The following is a 16,614-nucleotide window of genomic DNA, read 5'->3' on the forward strand; positions in this document are numbered from 1 at the left end:
GTTACTCTCGCTCCGATTCCGGGTGGGGGAATTCGTCGTCTCCGGCGGGCAGCCGGAGGCCGGTCTTTTTGAGCAGGCGACGGCTGTAGAGCACCGCCGAGGCCCGGACGGCGCCACCGAGGGTCGCGGCGACCTCGCCGATGCGCGCCTCCACGGTGTCCTGATCCCGGCCATGGACCATGGCGAAGAGGTTGTACGACCACTCCGGGGGGTGGCGCGGGCGGGTGTAGCAGTGGCTCACCGCCTCCAGCGCCCCCACCGCCGGACCCAAATCGTCTACTCGCTCGTCAGGGACGTCCCATACGGTCATGGCATTGAAGCGCATCCCCAACGCGTAGTGCTGGGGCACCGCCCCGAGACGCCGGATGCCGCCGGTGTCGAGCAGGGCCCGTATCCGCGCCATCACCTCCGACTCGCTGGTACCCACCCGCTCGGCAATGACCGCATACGGGCGCGGCACCAGGGGCAGGCCCTCCTGGGTGGCCGCGATGATGCGCCGGTCCAGGGCGTCCGGGGCGTGGCTCGGTGTCGCGCTCATGCCTCCACCCTCAGCCGCAGATAGAACTCGCGCTCCTTGGGCATACGATAGACCGTCAGCCCTGTCTCCGCCTCGATGGCGGCGGCCACCGCCTCTATGCGCTCCGCGTCCAGCACCGAAATCACGAACCAGAGATTGAAGCCGTGGTCGCGCTCATAATTATGCGCCACCTCCGGGTGGGCATTGACCTGGGCGATCACCGTCTCGAGGCGCTGGGGGGGCACGGCCATGGCGGCGAGCATTACCGCACCACCGAGGCGCTCGACGTCGAACAGTGGCGCGAAGCGGCTGAGATAGCCCGCCGCCACCAGCTGTTGCAGTCGCTCGAGCAGCTCGTCCTCGGTCAGGCCCAAGTCAGCGGCGGCCTTGGCATAGGGCCGCTCGCAAACCGGGAACCCCCCCTGCAGGCCGTTGATGATGCGTCGATCCGTCGCGTCCAACCCGTCGCTGTGGGCCGTTGATGGCACGGTGCTCATGCGCTCCCCCCAGCGTAACGCGCGCCGCGCTGCTTGAAGCAGCGATTGCTGAACAGCAGGGCATGACCCCGCACCGTCCCGCCCGCTTCCTCCGCCAACGCCGCCGCTTGCCGGTGGACGGTGGAGCGGTCACGGCCGTGAATCATGCAGAAGAGATTATAGGGCCAAAGTGGCGGCCGGCGCGGGCGGCGATAGCACAGGGTAACGAACGGCTGGCCCGCGAAGCGCTGGCCGATGTCGTCCACCGCCTCGTCGGCCACGTCCCAGACCACCATGGCGTTGTGACGATAGCCCGCCCGGCGGTGGCGGGCGATGAGGCCAAGACGGGCGATCCGCCCGGATTCATGCCAGCGGCTGAGCCGGGTGAGCACCGTGGCCTCAGATACACCGGCGCAGGCTGCCAGCTCGGCAAAGGGGCGGGGGACCGGTCGCAGGCCCCGCTGCAGGGCGTCGAGGATACGCCGGCCGATCCCGTCCAGGGCCAAGGGCTCCGCCGGTGGCCGCGGCGCCACGCGGCGCCCGCCCTCGGGCTCACCGCCGAGGAGGACCGATAGGTCGATGTGGTACTCGGTGACCAGGGGCAGCGACAGTGGTGTAATGCCTGTCTCCGCCGCCAGATCCGCCAGGGTCTCGGCCACCGATTCCCGATCAGCAGCGGTGACCACGAACCAGAGATTGAAACGGTGCTCACGCTGGTAGTTGTGATTCACCTCCGGCCGCGCATTCACCGCCGCGGCCACCGTCTCCAGCCGCGGGGCCGGCACCGCCATCGCGGCCAGGGTGCTCGCCCCGACGGCCCCCGGCCGGAACACCGCGCCGATGCGGCTGATCCGCCCCTCGTCCAGCAACGCCCCCGCCGCCTGGCACACATCGGTCTCGGTGACCTCCAGGGCGCGGCCCATCTCCCGATAGGGACGCGGATTCAGGGGTAGACCCCGGGGATAACACCGCAGCAACCGCTCGGGGAGGTCCTGCGCGGCGGCGAGTCCCTCGCTGACGGCGGCCGGCCTCGTGCTCACAGCCCGATCCTTCCGGCCCGGTCGGTGAAGAAGATACCGCTGGGTGTATCCACCCTCAGCGTGGTCACTCGCTCCCGGGTGGCGGTGTCGTAGACGACTACCTCGTCCTCGTCGCGCAGGGATACCCATACCGCCTCCCCGCGGGGCGTGAACTCCATGTGCAGCACCCCCTTGCCCGGCTTGAGGGTCTGCGCCACCGCCAGCGACTCCAGGTCGAGGATCTGGAGGGTGTCGTTGTCCGGCATGGCGAAGTTCACCCAGGCCTCTCGGCCGGTGGGGCTTGCCATGATGAACACCGGTTGGCCGTATACCGGGATGCGGCCCACCTCCTCCCAGTTGTCTCGGTCCACCACCAGGACCTCGTGGCGGCCCACGGCGGGGAGCAAGGCGTAGTCCCCTGCCAGGGCCCAGCCCTCGAGGTGGGGCATCTTGTAGACCGGCAACCGCTCCTCGCCACGGCCGTAATCCGGCAGGATCTCCCGGGCGCCATCCTCCGGGTGCCAGAGATCCACCAGGGCAAGGCCGTCCTCGCCGAACAGCCCCGCGATATAGTAGCGGCCATCACGGGTGATCAGCGCGTCGTAGGGCTTGCGGCCCACATCCCGCAGCCGGGTAATCTCCGGGTCGTCGCCGTTACTGAAATCAGCGATCCAGATCTCGCCGGCCTCGAACAGGCTGAACACGAAACGGTTACCGGGCGCATCCACCAGGCCCACCACCTTGGAGCGCTCACCGTCGCCGTAGCGCGCCGGGATCTCCGCCACCGGCTCCAGGGTTTCGGCATCGAAGACGCGCACGCCACCGGGCTCATAGTTGGACACGGCCACCAGCGAGCCGTCCTGGGAAATGGCCCCACCGATGCTGTTGCCCGCCTGCTGCCGGCGCGCCACCACCTCGCGCGTGAGCAGGTCCACCTTGGTGAGACCGCCGTCGCGGCCGAAGACATAGGCGTAGCGCTCGTCCCGGGAGAACACCGCCGAGGCATGGGAGAGATCCCCCAGCCCGCCGATCTCGGCGAGCACGGAGCGATTACTGGTCTCCACCAGCGACAGCCGCCCGGCCTCGCGCTGGACCACCACCCCCAGATCGCCGGTGCCCCGGAGCTCGGCCTGTGCCGCGCCACCGGCAAGCAGCAGGGCCACGGCGATGGCGGTGATCACTCGGTATCCCATTCAATCCCCCTTGTCCAGAAAACGGCCGTTCTTCAGGCCCTCGGCGATCCAGCGCAGCTCCTCGTCGGTGAACAACGGCCCGAACGGCGGCATGGCGGTGCCCTCTCGGCCGCGCTCGATCACCGCCACCAGTTCTTCCACCTCCCAGTCGGCGAGTGCCGTCGGGGTTACCGGTGGGCCCAGGCCACCGGTCAGGCGCAGGCCGTGGCAGGAGCCGCAGTCCTGGACCACGATGCGATGCAACGTGCTGGTGTCCGCCGGCCCGCCCGCCATGGCGGTCACGGCCCCTATCAGCAGCGTCGCGGGGACCCAGCGCCACAGGCGCCGGCCCGCACTCCCCACCATCCGCTTCCGCCTGCGATCCATTATCCGTCCCGAAGCCTGCCTGGTCCGCGGCGGGCGATCCCGCCCCCGGAGGACGCCGCGACGCCCTCCGGGGGCGGGGCCGAAGCCCCGCCGGCTACTCAGTAGACATCATGCATGGTGTTGTACACGTTGAACTTGCCGGTAGGCGTGACCAGCCAGTCCCCCTTGATGACCTCCTTGAGCTCCAGGGTCTTGTCGTCGACGACCACGATGGCCGACGTCTGGTCCTGGCCATTCCACACCGAGAACCAGACCTCGTCGCCGGCCTTGTTGTACTCGGGATGGACCACCCGCTGCGGGCCCTCGTCGATGTCCGCCCACTCGGCGATGGGCAGGACCTGGTAGCCCTCGTCCAGGTTGTTGGTGTCGAACACCGCCACGGACTGGGAGATCTGCTCATTAGGGTTCAACGCCGTGTCCACGTAGAGGTGGTTGGACTCCGGATGGGTCTTGACGAACAGCGAGCCACCACCCTGGCCCTCCAGTACGTCCACGGGCTTCCAGGCGTTGTCCGGGTGGTTTTCCGGATCGGTCCCGATCAGGGTGATATCGGCGTTGCCCAAGGCGCTGGTGGCCCACACCGGCCCGTGCTCGGGATGCACGAAATTCGCCCCGCGACCGGGGTGCGGGATCTCCTTGGCATCCACCAGGGCCTCGAGCTCACGCTCCCTGGAGTCCACCACCGCGATCTTGTTGGACTCGTTGGCGGCAGTCAGGAAGTAGCGCTTGTTCCGGTCCCAGCCGCCGTCGTGGAGGAAGCGGGCGGCATCGATGGTGGTGATGTCCATGTTGTCCAGGTCGGTGTAGTTGACCAGCTTGATCTTGCCCGTCTCCTTGACGTTGACGATGAACTCCGGGTGCTCGTGGGAGGCCACGATGGCCGCCACGCGGGGCTCGGGGTGATATTCCTGGGTGTCCACCGTCATCCCGCGGGTGGAGACGATCTTCCGCGGCTCCAGGGTATCCCCGTCCATGATCACGAACTGCGGCGGCCAGTAGGTGCCGGCGATGGCGTACTCGTCCTCCCAGCCCTCGAACTTGGAGGTCTCCACCGAGCGCGCCTCCAGGCCGGTGTTGAGCTCGGCGACCTTCTGCGGCGTCTCCGCCCAGAGGTCGATCAGGGTGATCAGGGCGTCGCGACCGATGACGAAGAGGTAGCGCCCGGAGGCGGACATCCGTGAGATATGCACCGCATAACCGGTCTCAATGGTGGTCACCAGCTCGTGGCTGTCGCCGTCGATGAGCGCGATCTCACCGGCGTCACGCAGGGTCACCGAGAACAGGTTCTCCAGGTTGAGGTCGTTCATCTGCTCGGTGGGACGATCCTCCGGCGACACGAACACCTCCCAGGTGTCCTTCATGTCCGCCATGGAATACTCCGGCGGCTCCGGCGGCGGGTGCTGGAGATAACGCGCCATGACGTTGATCTCCTCGTCGGTGAGCTCCCCGGAGGTGCCCCAGTTCGGCATCCCCGCCGGGGAGCCGAAGCGGATGAAGGTCTCCAGGTAGGCGGTGCCGCGCTCCTGGGTGATGTCGGTGGTCAGCGGCTTGCCGGTGGCGCCCTTACGCAATACGCCGTGGCAGCCGGCGCAGCGCTCGAAGTACAGCTGCTCGGCGTGCTCCCACTCGGACTGGGTCATGTCCGGCGCGTCCTCGTGCCTGACGAACTCCGTGCCTTCCGGGACCCCATGGGGCGAGCCCATGTACCGGAACTCCCCTTCGGTGGTGCCAGGATGGCCCATGCCTTCTTCGCCGTTGTCCTGACCGTTGTCCTGGGCGACGGCGGCCCCGGCAGCCAGACCCAGGCAGGCGACGGCGGTGGCCAGCGCCCCGAGACCGGTTCTCGTTTGTAATGGTTTCATGACAGTACAACCCCCTTGGTTGGATGCTTTGCTTGCTGCGTTGTCAATCTTCCACGCCTCCTCCTCGCCGGCGTTGAAAGAAATCAATTGGATCCCTGTTTCCTGCCCACCGCCAACGGCAGACCGCGCGAGGCCGCCACCTGATAGGCGGACTCGGTGATCGCCGCCCCCATGGACATGGCCGTGATCGTCGCCCCGCTGATCCCGTCCAGGCGTAGGCCGTTGTCGGGGGCACGCCCCCCCACACGCACATCGGTGCCGGCGCCAATGCCCTCATACTGGGCGATGAAGCGCTCAAGGGCGGACTCGCTCACTCCCGCCTGCAGGATGGGCTCGGTGTGCTCGATGATGCGGGCACCCGCGATGTGACCGGTGCGGTCGAGGACCACGAGGATGCGAAAGGGGCGCCCCCCGTAGCCGGGGATGCGCGTGACGTGATCGGTGAGCAACGCATAGCCGAGCCGTTCGCCGTCGGCGTCGAATACCGGTGCCGCGGGGGGCTCGCCGGAGAGCTCACCGGTGCGCGCCGCCTCCGCGAGCAGCTCGGCTACGTGACTGCGCCAGCTGTCACCGGCGAGCACGGTCAGCGCCAGGCCCAGCAGCGCCAGGGCCAGGATCCCTCTCCTCCCGTAACGGGCGGGCGGTGAACTTCCCGCCATAAGCTGCTCCCTAGATTCCGTGGGACCAGGCTAAAACTAGTATTTCGTGTCCTGCTTGACTTCGGTCAAGTCACGGCCATCCGGCCGCTGATCCCTGAAACGGTATAGCACAGATGTTTTGGGGTGACACGAACACGAGGTCGTGGCGCGCTAAGGTAAGAGAGGGGCTTCCCAGCCCTTCAGGATCCCGCCAGGACGGCGACGGGCAACATCAAGCCAAGTCGGGCCAGGACAGCGCCGAGCAGGGCACCGGCGATGACGTCGGTGGGATAGTGCAGGCCGAGCACCACCCGTGAGGCGGCGATGAGCACCACGGCGGGGAGCAACCAAGGGGTCAGCGCCGGGTAGTGGGCGCAGGCGATGGCGGTGAAGCACACCGCGTGGAGGGTGTGGCCTGAGGGGAAGCTGTAGCGGTCCAGCGCCGGGGTGGCGGGCACCAATCGGGTGTCCGCCTCGCTGGGTCGCAGGCGCCGGGTGCCCCGCTTGATCACGGCATAGATTGCCGTGCCGAACAGCCCCGTGGCGGCCATCTGCGCCACCGCCGGCACGCCTTCGACCAGCAGCAGCGCCGCCATCAGCCCATACCACAGGCCGCCATTGCCGAGCCGGCTGGCCAGCACAAACAGCCCCCGGGAGCCGTGAATGCGCTGTAGCCGGACCAGGGCCAGGCAGAGGGCGATCTCGCGTTGCTGCAACTCGATCAGGGTCTTCATGACCCCGAGTGTACGCCCCGCGTGTTGCAGAGTGATGGATTGGCTAGCCGGCGCCGGCCACCAGCTGATCAGCCCCTACCAGCATCCCGGGTCACTGCGCGGTGGCCGATGTCACGGCGGTAGTAGACCCCTTCCCAATGGATCCGCTCCACCTGCTCGTAGGCCCGGGCCTGGGCAGAGGCCACATCGCGGCCGAGGGCGCAGACGCAGAGCACGCGCCCGCCCATAGTCACCACCTCGCCGGCCTCATTCAACGCGGTCCCGGCGTGGAAGACCTTGACGTCCTCCTGTTCGCGCTCCGGGAGGGCCTGGATGGGGTCACCCTTGCCATAGGCCCCGGGATAACCGCCGGCCGCCATCACCACGCCCAGGCAGGCCCGACTGTCCCACTCCACGGTAACCTCGTCGAGGCGCCCATCCAGGGCGGCCTCGCAGAGCTCCAGCAGGTCCGAGCGCAAGCGCATGAGGATGGGCTGGGTCTCCGGGTCCCCAAGGCGGACGTTGAACTCCAGCACCCGTGGCCGCCCGTCCGGATCGATCATCAGCCCGGCGTAGAGGAAGCCGCGATAGGGTCGTCCCTCCTCCGCGAGGGCCTGCACCGTCGGCCGCATGATCTCCTCGATGATGCGCCGGTGAACCGTCTCGTCCACTACCGGGGCCGGGCTGTAGGCACCCATGCCGCCGGTATTCGGGCCGATGTCGCCGTCATCGCGGGCCTTGTGGTCCTGGCTGGACACCAGCGGCAGGATGTGCTCGCCGTCCACCAGGGCGATGAAGCTGGCCTCCTCCCCCTGGAGGTAGTCCTCCACGACGATACGGTCGCCGGCGCCGCCGAAGGCCTGACCGCTCAGCATGGACTCGGCGGCCTGCAGCGCCTCGTCCAGCGTCATCGCCACGGTCACCCCCTTGCCTGCGGCGAGGCCATCGGCCTTCACCACCACCGGCGCGCCGTGGTCACGGATATAATCCCGGGCCTCGTCCAGGTCATCGAAGACGCGGTAGCGGGCCGTGGGGATATCGTGCCGGGCCAGGAACGCCTTGGCGAAGGCCTTGGAGCCCTCCAGCTCGGCGGCCGCCCGGTCCGGACCCAGGCAGCGCAATCCCGCCGCCCGGAAGGCGTCCACCACCCCCATGGCCAGGGGCACCTCGGGGCCGACCACGGCCAGGCCAACCTCATAGTTGCGGGCGAAATCCACCAGGGCGGGGATGTCCTCGGCACCGATGGCGACATTGTGCACGCGGGGCTCGCCGTGGGTGCCCGCGTTGCCCGGCGCGACGTAAACCGCCGATACCCGCTCCGAATGGGCGAGCTTCCAGGCGAGGGCGTGCTCACGGCCGCCCCCGCCGATCACCAGTACGTTCATTGCGGCGCTCCTTGAAGGTCGTTTGCCGTCAGTGGCGGAAGTGTCGCATCCCGGTGAACAGCATCGCGATGCCGTGCTCGTCGGCGGCGGCTATCACCTCCTCGTCGCGCACCGAACCGCCGGGCTGGATGATCGCACGCACCCCGGCCTCCGCGGCTTGATCGATGCCGTCACGGAAGGGGAAGAAGGCGTCCGAGGCGAGCACCGCGCCATTCAGGTCCAGACCCGCCTCGGCGGCCTTGCGCGCACCGATGCGGGCGCTGTCCACCCGGCTCATCTGGCCGGCACCGATGCCGAGGGTACGACCGTGGCGGCCGTAGACGATGGCGTTGGACTTCACATGCCGGGCCACCGCCCAGACGAAGAGCAGGTCCTCCCGTTCGTCGGGATCGGGACCCCGCCGCGTGACCAGCCGTGGCTCCTCCCCCTCGGGCAGCAGGCGGTCGTCCGCGTCCTGGACCAGCAGGCCGCCGCGGACACGGCGGTAGTCCCAGCGGGTCACGCCGTGGGTCTCCTCCAGCGGCCCGGTGACCAGCAACCGGGCGTTCTTCCTCCGGGCCAGGGCCTCAGCGGCGCCCTCGCCCACCGCCGGTGCGATCACCACCTCCACGAACTGCCGCTCGGCGATGGCCGCGGCGGTAGCACGGTCCAATGCACGATTGAAGGCGATGATGCCGCCGAAGGCGGAGACCGGGTCGGTGGCGAAGGCGCGGTCGTAGGCGGTGAGAGTGTCCTCCGCCAGGGCCACGCCACAGGGGTTGGCGTGCTTGACGATCACGCAGGCCGGGCCGTGGAAGCCGCGGACGCACTCCAGCGCCGCGTCGGTATCGGCGATGTTGTTGAACGACAGCGCCTTGCCCTGGAGCTGCTCGGCGCTGGCCAGTGAGGCATCCGTGTCCCCGGGCTCGCGATAGAAGGCGGCGCGCTGGTGCGGGTTCTCCCCGTAGCGCATGGTCTGCGCCAGGCGGAATTGGCGGTTGAGGGTGTCCGGGAACACCGCGGGTTCCGCCCCACCGCCGGTGAGCCGGCCGAGATAGTCGGCGACGGCGCCGTCGTAGCGCGCCGTATGCTCAAAGGCCCGCGCCGCCAGGCGGAAGCGCGTCTCGGCGGTGATGCCGTCGTATTCCGCCAGCTCCGTGAGCACCGCGGGATAGTCGGCGACGTCGGTGACCACGGCGACGCCGTCGTGGTTCTTCGCGGCGGCACGGACCATGGCCGGCCCGCCGATGTCAATATTCTCGACGGCCGCCTCGAAGCTGCAGCCGGGGGCGGCCACCGTCTCCTCGAAGGGGTAGAGGTTGACCACCAGCAGATCGATGGGCTCGATCCCCTGCTCGGCCATCACGGCCTCGTCCACGCCCCGCCGTCCTAACAGGCCGCCGTGGATGCGCGGGTGCAGGGTCTTCACCCGCCCGGCCATGATCTCCGGGAAGCCGGTATGCTCGGAGACCTCTTTCACCGACACGCCGGCCTCGGCGAGCAGACGGGCGGTCCCGCCGGTGGAGAGGATCTCCACACCCCGGTCGGCCAGGGCGCGGGCGAGCTCGGCAACGCCGGTCTTGTCGGAGACGCTGATGAGCGCCCGGCGGACCGGCGACAACGCTGCGGCTGCTGGCATCGGGCTGGTTCCTTCGCTGGCTGCCTCAAGGGGCGCACAGTATAGCGGAACCAGCTACTCCTCGATGCCGTAGTACTGGAGTTTCTTGCGCAGGGTCCCACGGTTGATGCCGAGGACCTCAGAGGCCCGGGTCTGGTTGCCGCCACACTCGCGCATCACCACCTCGAGCAGGGGGACCTCCATCTCGGTGAGCACCATCTTGTACAGCCCGGCGCTGGGGTAACCGTCGAGCTGCCGAAAGTACCCCTCCAGGGCCTCCCGCACACAGGAGCGGATCGGCCCCACACCCCGACGACGCGATTCCACGGTTTCCGTCGCGTCTTCCCTTTCCTGACTGGCTTCTTCCATCATCCTGCCCTTCGTTCGCTGTTCCTTTCACCGAAACCGGATCTCGAAGCCATGGGCCGGCGGCTCGCTGTCCGGCACCCGCACCGCCACCTCCCAGCTACCCCCCGGCAGCATGGCCTCCGGCGCCCCCTCCGCCAGGTAGGCCCGTGGCGGCAGGCGGTGCTCGTCCAGTATTCGGCCGTCGAGGCCGGTGAGGCGCAGCCCGATCTCCGGCCAGCGGACCGGCACCGCCGCCGTGTTGGCGAGCGTCGCGGTCAATCGCAGGGCCCCACCCGAGACGGCACTCAGGTCCCGTTCCACGACCCGCACCGCCTGCGGATAGCGCAGCACCCCAATCTCACAGCCTAGCACCTCGCAGGCCTGCGTCATCCAGCCATGGACCCGCGCATCGGTGAGCAGCACCATTCGGTACTGCCAGCCGACCAGCGCGACCATCGCCACCGCCACCGCGCAAAGCGCCAGCCACCAGGGCCAGCGCCCCCGCGCACCCTCCGCCGGCGCTGGCCACGGCGGCGGCGCGGGCTGCCTCTCCACGGCATGGGCGCGCACATCGAAGACCTCGCCACAGACACCGCAACGGCACCGACCGCCGGCGGCGTCCACCGCCGCGGGCTCCACCCGAAAGACGGTGCCACAACCCGGGCAACGGGTCCGTGATGGCGCACCCCCCATCAAACGTCCCGAACACCCACCAACCGTACCCAACCGTCCCGTGGCTCCGAGACCTCCAGTCGCACCACCGGTGCGAAGGCGTCAACGACCGCCTGCGACTGCTCCGCGAGCACCCCGGCCAGCACCAGCCGTCCGCCCGGCCGGCAGCAGGCGATCAGCCGAGGGGCGAGCCCGATGAGGATACCGGAGAGGATGTTGGCCACCACCAGATCCGCCGGTGCCGGCGCCGGTGCGGCGTCGTCTTGGAGCGAGAGCCGCTCCGCCACACCGTTGCGCCGGGCATTCTCGCGGCTGGCGACCAGGGCCTGCGGGTCATTGTCCACCCCCAGCGCTTCCCGGGCGCCGAGGAGCAGCGCCGCGATGGCGAGCACCCCGGAACCACAGCCATAGTCCACGACCCGCTCACCGGCAGGGGGATGGTCCGCCAGGTATTCCAGGCACAATGCCGTCGTGGGATGCGTCCCCGTGCCGAAGGCGAGCCCCGGATCCAGGCGCAGGGCGAGGGCATTCGGATCCGGTGACTCCTGGTGGCTGGGCACCACCCAGAGCCGCTCCCCGAATCGCATCGGCCGGTAATCATCCATCCAGGCCCGTTCCCAGGCGCGGTCCTCCAAAGCCTCCGTACACCAGCCCGTTGGTCCCTCCCCCAGCGCCTCACGGGCCGCCGCACGCACTGCCCTGACATCCGCGTCCGCCTCGAAGAGACCCGTGACGATGACCCGCGACCACAGTGGCTGCTCCCCGGGGCCAGGCTCGAGGACCGGCTCGTCGCCGGGGTCACGGCAGGTAACGGAGAGGGCGCCATGGCCCTCCAGCACGGCCTCGGCGAGGCCGAAGCGCTCGCGGGCCACCTCGAAGGAGATTTGGATCCAGGCCATGGAGGCCCACCGTTGGTTGGTCAGTCTTCGGTGACCGCGTTGGCGGCCTGTTCCCGGGTATAGAAGCGGCCATCGCGAAGGAACCCGGCGATCACCCCGGCACGCACCGCCTGTACGCGACCCTTGTCGTCGCGGGCGGTGACCAGATCGGCGGGCAGGCCGTCGAGGCAGTGGCAGGGAGCGGGGCGCCCGTCGGCGAGGCAGGAACGGTGGATCCGCCCCGTGGCCCGGTCGAGGAAGGCGGGGACGAAACCCGCAGCGCGGTTATTGGCGCTCACCCCGCCGCCGTCGCGAAAGCGACGGTGCTCGGCACTGAGGCGTTCGACGGTCATCACTGCGCTCATTCGCCACCTCCGGCGACAACGCCCCACGGCCGCGGCGGGGGCAAAACGATCGGCGGATTATAGGCCCTGGAACCGGCCGGGCCAATCCCCCGGCTCAGGTCACGCGGTAGACGCAGAACTTTGCCCGGGCCTTGTCCCGGTAGTAGTCGGTGTCCCGCATCTCCAGAAGTTCCCAGCGGCCGGCGGTCTCCAGCTCCAGCATCCGCGCCCGATAACCGTACTCCTCGTAGGCGCCCTCGCGGATGGTGAACACTACCAACCCGCCCGGCCGGGTGACGCGGATCAGTTCCCCGAAGGCGTCCGCACCAACATGCCCATAGGTGAAGGTCCCGGCACAGACCACTGCGTCATAGGCATCATCGGCGAAATCCAGGGGCCGCGAGAGATCGCGCTGATAGTAATGCTCGTAGAGCCCCTTACGCCGGGCCTCGGCGAGCATCTCGGCGGAGTAGTCCAGCGCGTCCATGCGGCCGTAGCCGTAATCAGCGAGGACCTCGGCCACCAAGCCGGTCCCGCTGCCGGCATCGAGGATCCGCGCCGAGGTGTCGCCGAGGAAGCGATGTAGCTGCTCGGCACAATTGTAATGGCCGACGTAACCGAAGTTGTCCACCGTGTCGCGGTCATAGTCACCGGCCCAATCCCGGTAGGCGGACATCAGCTCCTCGTGGTCCCGGGCGTTGTATACCTTGTTGAGGATCTCTTCGTTGCTGCTCATGCAATGCCTTGGTGATCGGAGATAACAACCGGGCCCCACTGCGGGAACGTTCTGCTCCGCGCTATCCCGCAGCGACGCACGGCGACGTGCGATCGGGGTCAGCCCCCGGGCTGGTGGCGGGCCACGGCGTCCTTGATCTCCGCGCGGGCGGCGGCGGCGCCCTCCCAGCCGTCGATGCGCACCCACTTGCCCGGCTCCAGGTCCTTGTAGTGCTCGAAGAAGTGGGAGATCTGGTCGAGGATCACCGGAGAGACATCCCCGGGCTCGTTGACGTTGTCGTACATGGGGGTGAGCTTCGAGATCGGCACCGCCAGCAGCTTGGCGTCCTCGCCGGACTCGTCGGTCATCTTCAGCACCCCCACCGGGCGGCACCGGACCACCGAGCCCGTGATCAACGGAAAGGGGGTGATCACCAGCACGTCCGCGGGATCGCCGTCCCCGCAGAGGGTATGCGGCACGTAGCCGTAGTTGCACGGGTAGTGCATGGCCGTGCCCATGAAGCGGTCGACGATCATCGCCCCGCTGTCCTTGTCCACCTCGTATTTCACCGGATCGGCGTGGGCCGGGATCTCGATGATGACGTTAATGTCCTCGGGGACGTTCTTGCCGGGGGCCACATTCTCGTAGGACATGACTCGCTCCTGATCAGTGAAGTGTCTCCATGCGCTCGCCGCGCAGTGGGCGGCGATTATAAAGCACATCGACGCCGGCTTCAGGTCTCCTTGGCGCCGGGCCGTACTGGGAGTATCCTTCGCCGCTTCGCGAGCCAGACTCAGGAACAAATCGACCATGCCCCAGGACGCGGTACGCAACAGCTACGCACGCTGCCTGCTCGCCGACGGCTTCATCGACCGGTTCTACGAGCACTTCATCGACAGCCACCCCTCGATCCGGCCGATGTTCCGGGACACCGACTTCACCATCCAGAACAACCTACTGCGCCAGGGGCTCGGCTTCGCCTTCGAGTACGCCCGCGGCAGCGACAGCGCCGAGCGCCACCTCCAGCGCATCCGCCGTACCCACAGCCGCGAGGGCCGCAACCCGGTCCCGCCGGAGCTCTACGGATACTGGATCGAGAGCATGATCGCCGCGGCCGCCGAATGCGATCCCCAGTGGGACGAGCACCTGGAGGCGGCCTGGCGCCGGATGCTCGAGCCAGCGGTGGAATACATCCGGCGCGGTTACTGAGCCGCGGGCCTACTCGGCGGCCCAGCGGGCCTCGAAGCCACGTACATCCACGTGGACGAACGCCCCGCGGTGCGAGCGCGGGCCGTAGATGCCGATGCCGCCGACGAAGCGCTGCGGCCGGGAGCGGCGCTGGACGCGCTCCACCAGCGCGGCCAGCCAGCGGGCATCGTCGGCATCGCTGACGCCGTCGCCGTTGAGGTCGTCCATGCGGCCATGGGGTGGCACCTCGTCGATGAAGATGTCCGCCGCCCCGCCCCAGACGTGGCGGCTGTACTCCACATTCCCGATGCGCTCGTTGTACCAGGGGGTGCGGAACCCGCTCATCACGGTAAGCGTCTCCACCGGCTGCCCTTGCGCGTGCAGCTCCTCCACGATGGCCTCCAGCAGAAGCAGCAGACGCGGTCGCAGGACCACGTAGCGCGGATCCCCACCGCCCTGCTTGGAAACGAACTGCCCCAGCCGGAAATGGGGGGACACCCGCACGTCCTCATTCTCTGCAGTGACCTCGACGAAGCCCGGCGGTGGCCGGTAAATGTCCAGACCCCGGAGAGGTTCGTCGGGGTAACGCCCCACCCGGTAGCCGTTCAGCCGGCCGTTCTCGCCGGCCTCCCGGGGGATCTTCACGAAGGCGTTCAGCGTCATGGTCTCGCCGGTGTCACGGCGGTGGACTCGCAGCGGGTAAAGACCCGGCTGGCGCGGCGCCTGCCAGGCCCACCGGTTGTGGCCGCGCTCGCGCAGCCGGCCGCCGTCACCCTCCACCGCGAAGCGCCCATCATGCCCCTCAGCCACGGCGAGGGAGACGGCCTCGCCTGGCTGCAAGTAGACACCGAGGACGGGATAGGGGTTGATGTCGTCGGCGACACGCAGCGAGAAGCTCAGGCGCTCGGTTGCGGCGCTGGCAACGACGGGCAGCAGGATCAGGGAAAGGCAAAGCAAAAGGCGGATGTGGCCGGCCACGGGCCGCCGGCTCAGGTAGCGGATACTCACAGATTCGGAACCTCGTTCGCCGGCTGCAGGGGGGTGTCCAACAGCGCCCCCACCAGCCGGGCGTCACGGCCGTAGATATCCGGCCGGAGATTGACCACGCCGTCGCTGCCGACCCAGGCGGTCAGGTACTGCAGGTGGACGGGAACGGCGCGCCCCAGCGGGACGGTACGCTCAGTGCCCTCATCGAGCGTGCGTTCGATGGCGTCCGCGTCCCAGCGCTCATCATCCAGTAAAAGCCGCGTCAACTCCAGCGGCCGCTCCACACGGATGCACCCGGAGCTGAAGGCGCGTTCTGCATGATTGAAGAGCGTGCGCGCCGGGGTGTCATGGAGATACACGGCGTGACGATTGGGAAACATGAACTTCACCCGTCCCAGGGCATTCTGCGGCCCGGGGCGCTGACGGAAGCGGTACGGGAAGCCGCGGGTCGGCACTTCCTGCCAGTCCACCGTATCCGGATCGATGACCTCCTCGTCCGCCCCCCAGCCCCGCAGCACCTGAAAACCCATGCGCTCGAGGTACTCCGGGTCCCGGCGGACCTCGGGCAGGATATCCCGCACGGAGAGGCTCTGCGGCACCTGCCAGGAGGGATTGAAGACCAGATAGGTCATACGCCCGGTGAACACGGGGGTCTGCCGGTAGTCCCGGCCGACGATGACCCGCTGGCGGCTGCGCACCTCCCCATCCTCCACGAGGACGAGCTCGAAGCCGGCGATATTCACGAACACGTAGCGCTCGCCGAGATCCCCGCTCAGCCAGCGCATCCGCTCCAGGTTGATGCGTATTTGCCGCACCCGGGCGTCCGCCGGGGTATTCAGCGCCTGTAGGGTCCGTGGCCCGATGATGCCGTCCGCCTCCAGGCCATGGCGGCGCTGGAAGCGCTCCACCGCTGCCACCAGCGCAGCGTCGTAGCGCCCCGGTTCGGAGCCGGCAGGCCCGACAGGCCCGTCCCCCGTCTGTGCCAGACGCTCCCGCAGCGCGCGCAGTCGCTGGGACTCATCACCGGGACGGAGCAGCGGCCCCTCAGGCACAGGCGTGAAACCACCGGCGTCCCGCATTGCCCGATAACGGGCCAGCGCACCCAGGAGGCGGCGATAGTAGCCGCTCTCGGGCGCCATCCCCAGGAGGCTGTCCGCGACGCGCCCGCGTCGCAATGCCTCCCCGAGGGCGGCGATGACCGATTCGGCGTCCGCACCCGGCCCCCGACGCACCGCCAGGGTCTCGCTATCAAGGCGGCCGGAACGGCTGTGCGTCGCGTACAAGAGGTAGCTGCCCGTGAGCAGCAGCTCCAGGTCCACCAGGGCGCCCGGCGCGGCGTCGCCGCTCTCGGCCTCGCCGAGCAGGCGCCGCAGGCGCGCCAGTGGGTAATCCGCGAGCACCAGCCCCTCCCGGCGGGCGCCGGTCAGGACGCGGAGCAGCCGCCGGCCCTCGGCCAGACCCTCCGGCGTAACCACCCAGGCGGGCCGGTAGGCGCGGTCGCGGTAGAAGGCGCTCAGCGCGTCGCGGGCGGGCACGGCATAGCCGTCAACCACCAGCGCGTCGGGCGCGGATACCTCCTCGATGCGGTGACGCAGGCGCTCCTGCAACGGCCCGGGGCCGGCAAAGGCCGGCGACGTGGCGATGAGGGTGGCCGTGAGACAGGCCAGCAGCAGCGCCGCCCGATGGTAGCCCAACCATTGGAACACGAGCATGGGA

Annotated in this window: 19 protein-coding genes; 1 reads left to right on the plus strand and 18 read right to left on the minus strand. The window is 68.9% G+C overall.

The genetic code is table 11. The features are described 5' to 3' along the window. Position 1 precedes the first annotated feature (1 nt). From ahbB (ACQ754_RS14730) to ppa, 16 genes are all read right to left on the minus strand, one after another. Entirely contained in the window at positions 2-538 is a 537-nt protein-coding gene (gene ahbB / locus ACQ754_RS14730) for a siroheme decarboxylase subunit beta (protein ID WP_440997799.1), read from the minus strand. After that, positions 535-1,014 (minus strand): AsnC family transcriptional regulator, encoded by a 480-nt coding sequence (locus ACQ754_RS14735; protein WP_440997800.1) that lies wholly within the window; start codon positions 1,012-1,014, stop codon positions 535-537. Before ACQ754_RS14735 ends, ahbB (ACQ754_RS14730) begins: the two co-directional genes overlap by 4 nt. Next, complete coding sequence (gene ahbB / locus ACQ754_RS14740; RefSeq protein WP_440997801.1) at positions 1,011-2,033, minus strand: siroheme decarboxylase subunit beta; 1,023 nt, start codon at positions 2,031-2,033, stop codon at positions 1,011-1,013. The genes ACQ754_RS14735 and ahbB (ACQ754_RS14740) overlap by 4 nt, the downstream gene beginning before the upstream one ends. Beyond that, positions 2,030-3,205, minus strand: coding sequence for a cytochrome D1 domain-containing protein (locus ACQ754_RS14745; protein ID WP_440997802.1), 1,176 nt, complete (start codon positions 3,203-3,205; stop codon positions 2,030-2,032). Before ACQ754_RS14745 ends, ahbB (ACQ754_RS14740) begins: the two co-directional genes overlap by 4 nt. Further along, a complete protein-coding gene (locus ACQ754_RS14750; RefSeq protein WP_440997803.1) occupies positions 3,206-3,571 on the minus strand; it encodes a c-type cytochrome in 366 nt (121 codons plus the stop codon). It lies immediately after the preceding gene. Between the two features lie 98 nt (positions 3,572-3,669). Continuing rightward, on the minus strand, positions 3,670-5,433 hold the full coding sequence (locus tag ACQ754_RS14755) for a cytochrome D1 domain-containing protein (protein ID WP_440997804.1): 1,764 nt from the start codon (positions 5,431-5,433) through the stop codon (positions 3,670-3,672). 83 nt (positions 5,434-5,516) lie between these two features. Further along, positions 5,517-6,092, minus strand: a complete 576-nt coding sequence (locus ACQ754_RS14760) for an FMN-binding protein (protein ID WP_440997805.1) — start codon at positions 6,090-6,092, stop codon at positions 5,517-5,519. 179 nt (positions 6,093-6,271) lie between these two features. Continuing rightward, positions 6,272-6,805: a phosphatase PAP2 family protein gene (locus tag ACQ754_RS14765; RefSeq protein WP_440997806.1), complete on the minus strand. Its 534-nt coding sequence runs from the start codon at positions 6,803-6,805 to the stop codon at positions 6,272-6,274. Between the two features lie 68 nt (positions 6,806-6,873). Beyond that, positions 6,874-8,169, minus strand: a complete 1,296-nt coding sequence (gene purD / locus ACQ754_RS14770; RefSeq protein ID WP_440997807.1) for a phosphoribosylamine--glycine ligase — start codon at positions 8,167-8,169, stop codon at positions 6,874-6,876. Positions 8,170-8,197: 28 nt separating this feature from the next. Then, positions 8,198-9,787 carry a bifunctional phosphoribosylaminoimidazolecarboxamide formyltransferase/IMP cyclohydrolase gene (gene purH, locus ACQ754_RS14775; RefSeq protein WP_440997808.1) on the minus strand — a complete coding sequence of 530 codons (1,590 nt, stop codon included), beginning with the start codon at positions 9,785-9,787 and terminating at the stop codon, positions 8,198-8,200. Between the two features lie 54 nt (positions 9,788-9,841). Beyond that, positions 9,842-10,138, minus strand: a complete 297-nt coding sequence (gene fis / locus ACQ754_RS14780) for a DNA-binding transcriptional regulator Fis (RefSeq protein WP_440997809.1) — start codon at positions 10,136-10,138, stop codon at positions 9,842-9,844. Between the two features lie 24 nt (positions 10,139-10,162). Continuing rightward, a complete protein-coding gene (locus ACQ754_RS14785; RefSeq protein WP_440997810.1) occupies positions 10,163-10,807 on the minus strand; it encodes a zinc-ribbon and DUF3426 domain-containing protein in 645 nt (214 codons plus the stop codon). Further along, the gene (gene prmA, locus ACQ754_RS14790) at positions 10,807-11,685 is read right to left on the minus strand and encodes a 50S ribosomal protein L11 methyltransferase (RefSeq protein WP_440997811.1); all 879 of its coding nucleotides are present in this window, start codon (positions 11,683-11,685) and stop codon (positions 10,807-10,809) included. The genes ACQ754_RS14785 and prmA overlap by 1 nt, the downstream gene beginning before the upstream one ends. A gap of 20 nt (positions 11,686-11,705) precedes the next feature. Continuing rightward, positions 11,706-12,029, minus strand: a complete 324-nt coding sequence (locus tag ACQ754_RS14795) for a hypothetical protein (protein ID WP_440997812.1) — start codon at positions 12,027-12,029, stop codon at positions 11,706-11,708. 94 nt (positions 12,030-12,123) lie between these two features. After that, positions 12,124-12,744, minus strand: a complete 621-nt coding sequence (locus tag ACQ754_RS14800; protein WP_440997813.1) for a class I SAM-dependent DNA methyltransferase — start codon at positions 12,742-12,744, stop codon at positions 12,124-12,126. Positions 12,745-12,842: 98 nt separating this feature from the next. Then, a complete protein-coding gene (ppa, locus tag ACQ754_RS14805) occupies positions 12,843-13,376 on the minus strand; it encodes an inorganic diphosphatase (RefSeq protein WP_440997814.1) in 534 nt (177 codons plus the stop codon). A 157-nt stretch (positions 13,377-13,533) separates the two neighbouring features. On the opposite strand from ppa, the gene ACQ754_RS14810 reads away from it, so the two are divergent. Then, a complete protein-coding gene (locus tag ACQ754_RS14810; protein ID WP_440997815.1) occupies positions 13,534-13,932 on the plus strand; it encodes a globin in 399 nt (132 codons plus the stop codon). A gap of 9 nt (positions 13,933-13,941) precedes the next feature. Here the strand turns inward: ACQ754_RS14810 and ACQ754_RS14815 are convergent, their stop codons facing one another. Together ACQ754_RS14815 and ACQ754_RS14820 are read right to left on the minus strand one after the other, a co-directional pair. Next, positions 13,942-14,919 carry a D-Ala-D-Ala carboxypeptidase family metallohydrolase gene (locus ACQ754_RS14815; protein ID WP_440997816.1) on the minus strand — a complete coding sequence of 326 codons (978 nt, stop codon included), beginning with the start codon at positions 14,917-14,919 and terminating at the stop codon, positions 13,942-13,944. Continuing rightward, the gene (locus ACQ754_RS14820; RefSeq protein WP_440997817.1) at positions 14,916-16,610 is read right to left on the minus strand and encodes a L,D-transpeptidase family protein; all 1,695 of its coding nucleotides are present in this window, start codon (positions 16,608-16,610) and stop codon (positions 14,916-14,918) included. Before ACQ754_RS14820 ends, ACQ754_RS14815 begins: the two co-directional genes overlap by 4 nt. Between the last annotated feature and the right edge of the window lie 4 nt (positions 16,611-16,614).

The sequence above is a fragment of the Arhodomonas sp. SL1 genome (assembly GCF_052060015.1).
GTDB lineage: Bacteria > Pseudomonadota > Gammaproteobacteria > Nitrococcales > Nitrococcaceae > Arhodomonas.

Bases quoted from the DNA above. Each gene is read 5' to 3' on its own strand.
- ahbB (WP_440997799.1), bottom strand. From the start codon at position 538: ATGAGCGCGACACCGAGCCACGCCCCGGACGCCCTGGACCGGCGCATC.
- ACQ754_RS14735 (WP_440997800.1), bottom strand. From the start codon at position 1,014: ATGAGCACCGTGCCATCAACGGCCCACAGCGACGGGTTGGACGCGACG.
- ACQ754_RS14745 (WP_440997802.1), bottom strand. From the start codon at position 3,205: ATGGGATACCGAGTGATCACCGCCATCGCCGTGGCCCTGCTGCTTGCC.
- ACQ754_RS14750 (WP_440997803.1), bottom strand. From the start codon at position 3,571: ATGGATCGCAGGCGGAAGCGGATGGTGGGGAGTGCGGGCCGGCGCCTG.
- ACQ754_RS14755 (WP_440997804.1), bottom strand. From the start codon at position 5,433: ATGAAACCATTACAAACGAGAACCGGTCTCGGGGCGCTGGCCACCGCC.
- ACQ754_RS14760 (WP_440997805.1), bottom strand. From the start codon at position 6,092: ATGGCGGGAAGTTCACCGCCCGCCCGTTACGGGAGGAGAGGGATCCTG.
- ACQ754_RS14765 (WP_440997806.1), bottom strand. From the start codon at position 6,805: ATGAAGACCCTGATCGAGTTGCAGCAACGCGAGATCGCCCTCTGCCTG.
- purD (WP_440997807.1), bottom strand. From the start codon at position 8,169: ATGAACGTACTGGTGATCGGCGGGGGCGGCCGTGAGCACGCCCTCGCC.
- purH (WP_440997808.1), bottom strand. From the start codon at position 9,787: ATGCCAGCAGCCGCAGCGTTGTCGCCGGTCCGCCGGGCGCTCATCAGC.
- fis (WP_440997809.1), bottom strand. From the start codon at position 10,138: ATGATGGAAGAAGCCAGTCAGGAAAGGGAAGACGCGACGGAAACCGTG.
- ACQ754_RS14785 (WP_440997810.1), bottom strand. From the start codon at position 10,807: ATGGGGGGTGCGCCATCACGGACCCGTTGCCCGGGTTGTGGCACCGTC.
- prmA (WP_440997811.1), bottom strand. From the start codon at position 11,685: ATGGCCTGGATCCAAATCTCCTTCGAGGTGGCCCGCGAGCGCTTCGGC.
- ACQ754_RS14795 (WP_440997812.1), bottom strand. From the start codon at position 12,029: ATGAGCGCAGTGATGACCGTCGAACGCCTCAGTGCCGAGCACCGTCGC.
- ACQ754_RS14800 (WP_440997813.1), bottom strand. From the start codon at position 12,744: ATGAGCAGCAACGAAGAGATCCTCAACAAGGTATACAACGCCCGGGAC.
- ppa (WP_440997814.1), bottom strand. From the start codon at position 13,376: ATGTCCTACGAGAATGTGGCCCCCGGCAAGAACGTCCCCGAGGACATT.
- ACQ754_RS14810 (WP_440997815.1), top strand. From the start codon at position 13,534: ATGCCCCAGGACGCGGTACGCAACAGCTACGCACGCTGCCTGCTCGCC.
- ACQ754_RS14820 (WP_440997817.1), bottom strand. From the start codon at position 16,610: ATGCTCGTGTTCCAATGGTTGGGCTACCATCGGGCGGCGCTGCTGCTG.